The sequence below is a fragment of the Nocardioides sp. genome, assembly GCF_047607365.1.
Classification (GTDB): Bacteria; Actinomycetota; Actinomycetes; order Propionibacteriales; family Nocardioidaceae; genus Nocardioides.
Window position 1 is genome coordinate 1 of record NZ_JASGDD010000040.1, and the last position, 9198, is coordinate 9198.

Annotated in this window: 9 protein-coding genes and 1 pseudogene; 6 read left to right on the forward strand and 4 right to left on the reverse strand. The window is 72.1% G+C overall.

Going from position 1 to position 9198, the window contains the following annotated elements; translation table 11 throughout:
- Window positions 1-789, reverse strand: a 789-nt coding sequence (locus QM572_RS03245) for a LysR substrate-binding domain-containing protein (protein WP_415089980.1), incomplete at its 3' end; no start/stop codon positions are given.
- Window positions 790-860: 71 nt separating this feature from the next.
- Between QM572_RS03245 and QM572_RS03250 the strand changes: the two genes are divergently transcribed.
- From QM572_RS03250 to QM572_RS03260, 3 genes are read left to right on the forward strand one after another with little or no spacing between them, the layout of a single operon-like run.
- The gene (locus QM572_RS03250) at window positions 861-2069 is read left to right on the forward strand and encodes a thiolase family protein (protein WP_415089982.1); all 1209 of its coding nucleotides are present in this window, start codon (window positions 861-863) and stop codon (window positions 2067-2069) included.
- On the forward strand, window positions 2066-2761 hold the full coding sequence (locus tag QM572_RS03255; RefSeq protein WP_415089984.1) for a 3-oxoacid CoA-transferase subunit A: 696 nt from the start codon (window positions 2066-2068) through the stop codon (window positions 2759-2761). Before QM572_RS03250 ends, QM572_RS03255 begins: the two co-directional genes overlap by 4 nt.
- The gene (locus QM572_RS03260; protein ID WP_415089986.1) at window positions 2761-3396 is read left to right on the forward strand and encodes a 3-oxoacid CoA-transferase subunit B; all 636 of its coding nucleotides are present in this window, start codon (window positions 2761-2763) and stop codon (window positions 3394-3396) included. The genes QM572_RS03255 and QM572_RS03260 overlap by 1 nt, the downstream gene beginning before the upstream one ends.
- A 98-nt stretch (window positions 3397-3494) precedes the next feature.
- Here QM572_RS03260 and QM572_RS03265 read toward each other — a convergent pair whose 3' ends face one another.
- Window positions 3495-4301 (reverse strand): nitrilase-related carbon-nitrogen hydrolase, encoded by an 807-nt coding sequence (locus tag QM572_RS03265; RefSeq protein ID WP_415089988.1) that lies wholly within the window; start codon window positions 4299-4301, stop codon window positions 3495-3497.
- Window positions 4301-5968 carry a flavin monoamine oxidase family protein gene (locus QM572_RS03270; RefSeq protein WP_415089990.1) on the reverse strand — a complete coding sequence of 556 codons (1668 nt, stop codon included), beginning with the start codon at window positions 5966-5968 and terminating at the stop codon, window positions 4301-4303. The genes QM572_RS03265 and QM572_RS03270 overlap by 1 nt, the downstream gene beginning before the upstream one ends.
- A gap of 27 nt (window positions 5969-5995) precedes the next feature.
- Here QM572_RS03270 and QM572_RS03275 point away from each other — a divergent pair, with 27 nt between their 5' ends.
- Both QM572_RS03275 and QM572_RS03280 read left to right on the forward strand, forming a co-directional pair.
- Window positions 5996-6610, forward strand: coding sequence for a flavin reductase family protein (locus QM572_RS03275; protein WP_415089992.1), 615 nt, complete (start codon window positions 5996-5998; stop codon window positions 6608-6610).
- Window positions 6611-6666: 56 nt separating this feature from the next.
- Window positions 6667-8202 (forward strand): MFS transporter, encoded by a 1536-nt coding sequence (locus QM572_RS03280; RefSeq protein WP_415089994.1) that lies wholly within the window; start codon window positions 6667-6669, stop codon window positions 8200-8202.
- Here the strand turns inward: QM572_RS03280 and QM572_RS03285 are convergent.
- Window positions 8162-8638 carry a MarR family winged helix-turn-helix transcriptional regulator gene (locus tag QM572_RS03285; RefSeq protein ID WP_415089996.1) on the reverse strand — a complete coding sequence of 159 codons (477 nt, stop codon included), beginning with the start codon at window positions 8636-8638 and terminating at the stop codon, window positions 8162-8164. The two genes, QM572_RS03280 and QM572_RS03285, sit on opposite strands and share 41 nt — an antisense overlap.
- A 159-nt stretch (window positions 8639-8797) precedes the next feature.
- On the opposite strand from QM572_RS03285, the pseudogene QM572_RS03290 reads away from it, so the two are divergent.
- Window positions 8798-9198, forward strand: a pseudogene (locus QM572_RS03290) (NAD(P)(+) transhydrogenase (Re/Si-specific) subunit alpha); the annotation flags it as partial.

The window sequence follows — 9198 nt, forward strand, 5'->3', positions numbered from 1 at the left end:
GGGCCGCCCCAGCGGCCGGTAGGCCACGCCCGCCAGGGTCAGCGCGGTCACCGGCTCGGGGACGACGGCGGCGCCGAGGCCGCCGGCGACCAGCGTGATGAGCGTCGAGGTCTCGCCCACCTCGTGGCGGATCCGCGGCGTCACCCCGGCGTCCTTCGCGAGCCGCCGCACGACGTCGTACATCATCGAGCGGCGGCCCGCGGAGTGGACCACCAGGTCGAGGTCGCGCAGGTCGCTCGCCCGCAGCTGCCGTCGCCGCGCCAGCCGGTGGTCGGCCGGCAGCGCGACGACGAGCCGGTCGCGGCGCAGGTGGGTGAGGGCCAGGGAGGCGTCGGCGACCGGCGGCCGCAGCAGGGCGACGTCGATCTCGCCGGTCCGCAGCGCCTCGAGCTGGTCGGGCACGAGCATCTCGCCGCGGAAGGAGAACTCGATGCCGGGCAGCTCGCGGGCGAGCTGACGCGAGAGGTGGGGCAGCAGCGAGTACGTCGCCGAGCCGACGCAGCCGATGGTGAGCCGTCCCACCGAGCCGGCCGCGACGAGCCGGGCCTCGTCGGTCGCGGTGTCGACCGCCGCGAGGATGTCCCGCGCGCGGCGGAGGTAGGCGCGGCCTGCGTCGGTGAGCTCGACGCTGCGCGTGGTCCGGTGGAGCAGCTCGGCCCCGACCTCGGCCTCGAGCTGGCGGATCGCCTGGGAGAGCGGCGGCTGGGCCATGTGGAGCCGCGCCGCGGCGCGGCCGAAGTGGAGCTCCTCGGCCACCGCGACGAAGTAGCGCAGGTGACGCAGATCCATATCCGAAGACTCCTAATGATCACTGATATCGATACTTCAGCATATCGATGATCCGGCCTAGCGTGCGAGACATGGCCTTCGTGTATGCCGCCACCCGCACCCCGTTCGGACGCTTCAACGGGGCGCTGGCCGACCGGCGCCCCGACGACCTCGCGGCGGCCGTCATCTCCTCGGTGCTCGCGAGCACCTCGCTCGACCCCGCCCTCGTCGACGACACGGTCTGGGGGTGCGCCAACCAGGCGGGGGAGGACAACCGGAACGTCGGCCGGATGGGCCTCCTCCTCGCCGGCGTGCCCGTGTCCGTTCCCGCCACCACGGTCAACCGGCTGTGCGGCTCCTCGCTCGACGCCGCGATCATCGGCTCGCGCGCGATCGACACGGGGGACGCCGAGATCGTCCTCACCGGCGGCGTCGAGTCGATGACCCGCGCCCCCTGGGTGCTGCCGAAGCCGTCGCGTGCCTTCCCCGCCGGGGACGCGTCGCTGGTCTCGACCACGCTCGGCTGGCGGCTGGTCAACGAGGCGATGCCGGCAGAGTGGACCGTGTCGCTCGGCGAGGCGAACGAGCAGCTCCGCGAGCGCTTCGGCATCGGCCGCGAGCGCCAGGACGAGTTCGCCGCCCGCTCCCACCGGCTCGCCCACGCCGCCTGGGAGGAGGGCTTCTACGACGACCTCGTCACGCCGGTCGCCCTCCCGAAGGGGGAGAGCCTCGCTCGCGACGAGGGCATCCGGCCCGGCTCGACGCCCGAGACGCTCGCCGGCCTCGCGCCGGTCTTCCGCTCGCCCGAGGACGGCGGCACGATCACGGCCGGCAACGCCAGCCCGCTGAGCGACGGCGCCTCGGCGGTGCTGCTCGGGTCGGAGAGGGCGTCCGCGGCCATCGGGCGCGACCCGATCGCGCGCATCGCCGGCCGCGGCGTGCACGCTCTGGCCCCGCAGGACTTCGGGTTCGCCCCCGTCGAGGCCGCGGAGAAGGCGCTGCGCGCCGCCGGCATCGCGTGGGACCAGGTCGGCGCGGTGGAGCTCAACGAGGCCTTCGCCGTCCAGTCGCTCGCCTGCGTCGATGCCTGGAGGATCGACCCCGAGATCGTCAACACCCGAGGTGGCGCGATCGCGCTCGGGCATCCGCTCGGCGCCTCGGGAGGCCGCCTGATCGGCACGCTCGCCGGCGTACTCAGGGAGAAGGGGGAGCGGTACGGCGTGGCCGCCATCTGCATCGGCGTGGGCCAGGCCCTCGCCCTCGTCCTCGAGAACCCCGCCGCCGAGGGGGCCGCGGCATGAGCCGGACACAGCTGCTCGAGACCACCGACGAGGCCGTCGCAGGGATCGAGGACGGCTCGACCGTCCTCGTCGGCGGCTTCGGCCTGGCGGGCATGCCGTTCGACCTGATCGACGCGCTCATCCGCCAGGGGGCGAGGGAGCTGACCGTCGTCGCCAACAACGCCGGCAACGCCGACGTCGGGCTGGCCGCCCTGCTCGAGGCGGGCCGGGTCCGCAAGATCCTCTGCTCCTTCCCGCGTCAGGTCGACAGCTACGTCTTCGACGAGCTCTACCGCGACGGCAGGATCGAGCTCGAGGTCGTCCCGCAGGGGAACCTCGCCGAGCGGATGCGCGCCGCCGGTGCGGGCATCGGCGCCTTCTACTGCCCGACCGCGGTCGGGACGCCGCTGGCCGAGGGCCGCGAGGAGCGCGAGATCGACGGCCGTCGCTACGTCCTCGAGTACCCCATCAAGGGGGACTACGCGCTGATCAGCGCCCACGCCTCCGACGGGATGGGCAACCTCGTCTACCGCAAGACGGCGCGCAACTTCGGGCCGGTGATGGCGACAGCCGCCGCCACCACGATCGCCCAGGTGAGCGAGGTCGTGCCGACCGGCTCGCTCGATCCGGAGGCAGTCGTGACGCCGTCCATCTACGTCGACCGGGTCGTCCGGGTCGAGGCCCGCCATTACACGGTCGAGGGAGCGCGCTGATGGCACTGACCATGGACGAGCTCGCGGCCGTCATCGCCCGCGACATCCCCGACGGCGCCTTCGTCAACCTCGGCATCGGGCAGCCGACCAAGATCGCCGACCACCTCACCGCGGACCAGGGCGTCGTGCTCCACACGGAGAACGGCATGCTCGGCATGGGCCGCAAGGCCGTGGGGGACGAGGTCGACCCCGACCTCACCAACGCCGGCAAGGTGCCGGTGGTCGAGACCCCCGGCTGCTCCTACTTCCACCACGCCGACTCCTTCGCCATGATGCGCGGCGGCCACCTCGACGTCTGCGTGCTCGGCGCCTTCGAGGTCTCCGCCACCGGCGACCTGGCCAACTGGTCGACCGGCAGGCCGGGCGACATCCCCGCCGTCGGTGGGGCGATGGACCTCGCCATCGGTGCGAAGGACGTCTTCGTGATGATGAGCCTCTTCGCCAGGGACGGCTCCCCGAAGCTGGTCCAGGCCTGCACCATGCCGCTCACCGGCGTGGGCTGCGTCAGCCGGGTCTACACCGACCACGCCGTCTTCGACGTGGGGCCCGACGGCGTGACCGTCCGCGAGACGTTCGGCATCGGCGCCGACGAGCTCCGCGACCGCCTCCCGATCACGATGCATGAGGCCGAGTAAGGGCGACGGCGAGCACGACGTACGGCGCGTCGTAGACGCTCACGTCGTGCCGCAGGTCCCCGACCTCGTCGAGCATCCAGCTCGGAGGGAGCGGCGGTTCAGTAGAGGCCGGGGCGTCGGTCGCGGAGGTAGCCCGCGCCGGTCCGCGACGCGTCCGGGCCGAGCGGCAGGTCGGCGACGAGCAGCTCCTCCTCGTCGCGGGAGGCCCGCGCGAGCACGGTGCCGTCCGGGGCGATGACCATGCTCGTCCCGTTGTAGGTCAGCTGGGTATCCGAGCCAGCGTAGTTCGCGTAGACGATCCCGACCCCGCTCTCGACCGCTCGCGCACGGAGCAGGACGTCCTGCACCTCGTCGCAGCCGAGCGGGTTCGCCGTCGGGACGAGTACGACGGCAGCCCCCTGCACCGCGAGCCGCCGGACGGCCTCGGGGAACTCCACGTCGTAGCAGATCAGCGACCCCAGCCGGTGGCCGAGCAGCTCGTAGCCCGCCGGGGGGAGGGGGTTGGCCGAGAACTGCGCCTGGTCGAGCGAGCCCCACAGGTGCACCTTGCGGTGCACCGCGACCAGCGCGCCGTCCGGGGCGACCACCGCCGCGGCGTTGTGGACCGCCGCGTCCGGACCGTCGCCGGCGAGCTCGGGGAAGCCGGCCACCAGCGCGACCCGGTGCCGGGCCGCGATCCCACGAGGCCCGAGGAACGGCAGGGCGTCGGCGGGGACCGCCAGCCGGCGTACGTCCTCGTGGCCGATCGCGTAGCCGGTGAGGAAGAGCTCCGGCGTCACCAGCACCTGGGCACCTCGAGCCGCGGCCGACGCGGCGACCGCGTCGAGGCGCGCGAGATTGCCGTCGACGTCGAGCGGCCCCGGCGCGGCCTGCCACGCCGCCACCCGCAACGAGTCCGACTCCATCAGTCCCCCAGGTCGATCGGCGCCAGCTCGGCGAACCGGTCGCCCGGTCCCGGGCTCTCGGCCGGTGCGTGGCCGCCGAGGTGGGTCATCACGCCCCACACCGCGTTGAGCGCGGTCTGCACCGCCCCCTCGGCCCAGGCGGGGGTGAAGGAGATGTCGTCGCCGGCGAGGAAGATCCCGCGCTCCTCGGGCGGCATCGCGGCCTGCATGAAGTGCGTGTACATCCTCCTGTTGTAGCGATAGTGCCCGGGCAGCGCGCCCTTGAAGGCGCCGAGGAAGTTGGGGTCGTCCTCCCACGAGATCGTGACCGGGTCGCCGACGATGTGCGAGGCGATGTCCAGGCCCGGATAGATCTTGCCGAGGGCGTCGAGCGCCAGCTCGACGCGGCGGTCGACGGAGTAGGGCAGCATCTTGAGCGCGTCGCTCATCCAGGAGTAGGTCAGGCAGATCACCGCCGGCCGGTCGGGGCCGTTGTCGAAGAGGTAGGTGCCGCGGGTGAGCCGGTCGGTCAGCGTCATCGACATCAGGTCGCGGCCGGTGACCGGGTCGATGTCCTTCCAGAAGGGCCGGTCCACCATGACGAACGTCTTCGACGACTGCATGTAGCGCGTCCGGTCCAGCGCCATCCAGAGATCCTGGGAGAAGAGCGACTCCTCGCAGTCGATCTGGGTGGTGAGCAGCCACGCCTGGCAGGTCGCGACCACGGCGTCATGCGTCCGGGTCGTGCCCCAGCGGTCGGTGACGTCGAAGGCGTGCGTCGCGCCCGCGCCCTGGGACGTGCCACGGCGGATCCGCGCGACGCCGGGCCTCGGCACCCGGCCGTCGTGCAGCGAGGCCAGCGTCGTGCCCGCCGGCCACGGGCTGCGCTCGGAGACGGGGAGGGTCCACAGGCCGCGCGGCAGCTGCTCCACGCCGTCGACCACGTAGCGCTGGTCGGTGTCGCACTCGGTGAGCACCACCCGCAGGATCTCCAGCATCGAGTTGGGGAAGTCGGAGTCCCAGCCGCCGGTGCCGAAGCCGACCATGCCGAAGACCTCGCGGCTGCGGAACGGCAGATCGGCGAAGGCCTGGGAGCTGGCCAGGAAGTCGTAGAACGTGCGCCCGTCCCAGACCGGCACCAGCGCGTCCCACAGCCGCTTGAGGGTGGCGGTGTCGCGCTCGCGCAGCGCCGTCTGCAGCGCGGTGAACCCGATCTCCTCCAGCGCCGCCTCCCATGCGGTCGCGATCGCGGCGAACTCCGGCGGGAGCTCCTCGAGGGTGCGGGCGTAGTGCGTCTCGCCGGAGATGTCGATGACCGTGCTCCCCGCCGCCGGCGTGAGCGGGTTGGGGAACGGCGCCGAGGCGAGGCCGAGCCGGTCGACGTAGTGGTAGAACGACGTCCCCGAGACCGGGAACCGCATCCCGCCGAGCTCCGCGATCACCCCGTCCGCGCCGGCGAAGCGGTGCGAGCGCAGCCGCCCCCCGATCCCGTCGGGCTCGTAGACGACCGGCCGCAGGCCCAGCTCCATCAGCTCGTACGCCGACACCAGCCCGGACAGCCCGGCGCCGACGATCGCCACCTCCCGCCCGTGGGCCTCGGGCGGCAGCACGCCCAGCCCGGCCGGATGCGCCAGCCACTCGTCGTACGGGAAGGGGAAGTCGGGGCCGAAGACGGTCACCGGATCCATGCGGCGAACTCTACGTACGCTCAACCCATGGCACGCCACTTCTACGAGCCCTCCGCCGGCCACGGCCTGGCGCACGACCCGTTCAACTCGATCGTCGCGCCGCGGCCGATCGGGTGGATCTCGACGGCGGCGGGCGGGGTCCGCAACCTCGCGCCCTACAGCTTCTTCAACGCCTTCAACTACGTCCCGCCGATCGTCGGCTTCGCGAGCCTGGGCTACAAGGACTCGGTGCGCAACATCGAGGCCACCGGCGAGTTCTGCTGGAACCTCGTGTCGATGCCGCTGGCACAGCAGATGAACGCCACCTCGGCGATGGTCCCGCCCGACGTCGACGAGTTCGAGCTCGCCGGGCTGGCCCCGAGCTACTCGAGGACGGTCGCCGCGCCGCATGTCGCCGAGGCCGGTGTGGTCTTCGAGTGCCGCCACTCCCAGACCCTCCGCCTCACCAGCGCGGCGGGCGAGGAGCTGGACACCTGGCTGGTGCTCGGCGAGGTGGTCGGCGTCCACATCGACGAGTCGCTCCTCGTCGACGGCGCGTTCAGCACGGCGGCCGCCCGCCCGGTGCTCCGCGGGGGCGGCCCGGCCGACTACTTCACGGTCACCGCCCATCAGCTCTTCCGAATGACCCGCCCCGACGCGTGAGGCATCCCACGTCACGCCATTGTTGCATTGGGCAACTAACCTGATTCACTGCTCCCATGAGCGAGCGGACCGAGACCCCGCGGCCCGAGTCCGACGTGGTGGGCGCCGTGCTGGCCGATGTCGCGGGCGACACCGTGGCCGAGGCCGCGCCCGGCGCGGAGCCTGAGGACGCCGCGATCCGTGCCCACACATCGGGGAGCCGCGCCAACCTCGAGCTGCTCTTCGTGGCGCTCGCCGGCCTGGTCGTCTCCCTGAGTCAGTCGATCCTGGTGCCGGTGCTGCCACAGCTCGACGTGGAGTACGGCACCGGCGCGACCTGGATGCTCACCGCGACCCTCCTCGTCGCGGCCGTCGCCGTCCCGGTCATGGGCCGCCTCGGCGACATGTTCGGCAAGCGCCGGATCCTGCTGGTCTGCCTGGTCCTGCTCACGGTCGGCTCGCTCATCGACGCCGTCGGCGACAGCCTCGGGATCCTCATCGTCGGCCGCGCCGTGCAGGGAATCGGCATGGCGATCATCCCGCTCGGCATCTCCCTGCTGGCCACCCTGATGCCGCGCGAGAAGGTGGGCTCGTCCGTCGCGCTCATCTCCGCGATGCTCGGCATCGGTGGCTCGCTCGGCCTGCCGCTCGCCGGCTTCGTCGCCGAGAACTGGGACTGGCACATCCTGATGTGGATCAGCGCGGCCGCCTCGTTCGTCGCCCTCGTGGGGATCTGGCGCGTCGTCCCCGAGTCCCGCCAGCGCACCGGCGGCCGGCTCGACCTCCCCGGCACGGCCCTGCTCTCGGCCGGCCTGGTCTGCCTCATCCTTCCGCTCGAGGAGGCGTCCTCGTGGGGCTGGGACTCGCCCTGGGTGTGGTCCCTGCTCGCCGCCTCGGCGATCCTCCTCGGCCTGCTCGCCGCGATCGAGCTCCGCACCGCCGAGCCGCTGGTCGACCTGCGCGCGCTGGCGCGTAAGCCGATCATCATGACCAACCTGGCCTCGATCTGCTTCGGCTTCGCGCTGTTCGCGTCCTTCATCGGCACCGCGACGTTCGTGTCGATGGACCCCGACGTCTTCCCGCCCGGCGAGAGGGCCTACGGATTCTCCTCGGGCGCCTTCGTCGCCGGGCTCACCATGCTGCCCTCGGGCCTGATGATGCTTCTCTTCGCCCCGATCGCCGCCCGCCTCATCGCCAGGCGCGGCGCCCCGCAGACCCTCGCCCTCGGCGCCCTCGTGGTCGCGGCCGGCTGGATCGTCCGGATCCTGCTCACCGGCCACCTCTGGGAGATCGTCGTCGGCGCCTGCGTGATCGGCGTCGGCACCGGCATCGGGTACGCCGCCATGCCCACGCTCATCAACACCAACACGCCCGCGCACGAGATCGCGGCGGCGAACGGCCTCAACACGCTCTTCCGCTCACTCGGCTCGACGCTGGCCACCGCGATCGGCTCGAGCCTGCTGGCAAGCCTGGCCTTCAGCCTCGGCGGCACCGACATCCCGCGGCTGAGCGGCTACCAGTGGCTCTTCGGCCTCTGCGCGATCGCCGGGGTGCTCGCGGCCGCGCTCGTGCTCACTGTCCCGAACAGGCCTCCGGGTTCACCTTCGCATTGATCTGCTCGGCGATGGCGTGCAGCTGGGCCACCTGCTCGGGTGACAGGGCGTCGAAGACGAGCTCGCGCACCCGCGCCACGTGGGCGGGCGCGGCTGTCTCCAGGTGCGCCATGCCGGCATCGGTGAGGATCGCGTTGGTGTAGCGCCCGTCCGTGGGATCGGGCTGACGGCGTACGAAGCCGCGCTTCTCCAGCCGCGACACCATGTGGGAGAGGCGGGACAGCTCCGCGTTGGCGAACAGGGCGAGCTCGCTCATCCGCATGGTCCGCTCGGGGGCGTCCGACAGCCCGGCGAGCACGTAGTACTCCGTGAACGACAGGCCGCTGTCGCGCTGGAGCTGCTCGCCGAGGGCGCCCGGCAGCATCGTCAGTGTGAAGGTGAGCGACATCCAGGTCTCGAGCTCGGCCGCGCTCAGCCAGCGGGGCTCGGAGGACATGGGTCCCAGCCTATCGACACGCGCTCGACGACCCCGGATGTGACGTCCGTCTCACAGCCCGCGTTTGGCCGCTCTTTGATCGTTCCGACCGGCCTCGAACAATCTCGGCGTCGAGAGATCGCTTTCCTGACACTCGTTCAACTGGCAGGCTCCTCCGCTATGCGTATCGGCGTGACCCGCGAAGGGGCGGGCGAAACCCGGGTGTCGGCGACTCCCACCACGGTGAGGCAGCTTGTGGGTTTGGGGTATGAGGTGGTGGTCGAGGCTGGTGCGGGCGAGCGGTCTTCCTTCACCGACGACGTGTACGCCGAGGCGGGCGCGACCATCGGCACCGCGGGTGATGCGTGGGGGTCTGATGTGGTGTTCCGGGTCAACGCGCCCTCCGCCGACGAGGTCGGGCAGCTCCGTCGCGGAGCCGTGCTCGTGGCGTTGTTGGCGCCGGCGCTCAACCCGGACCTGCTCGAGGCGCTCCGCGTCCGGGGGGTGACGGCGTTGGCGATGGATGCGGTGCCGCGGATCTCGCGGGCGCAGTCGATGGACGTGCTCTCCTCGATGGCCAA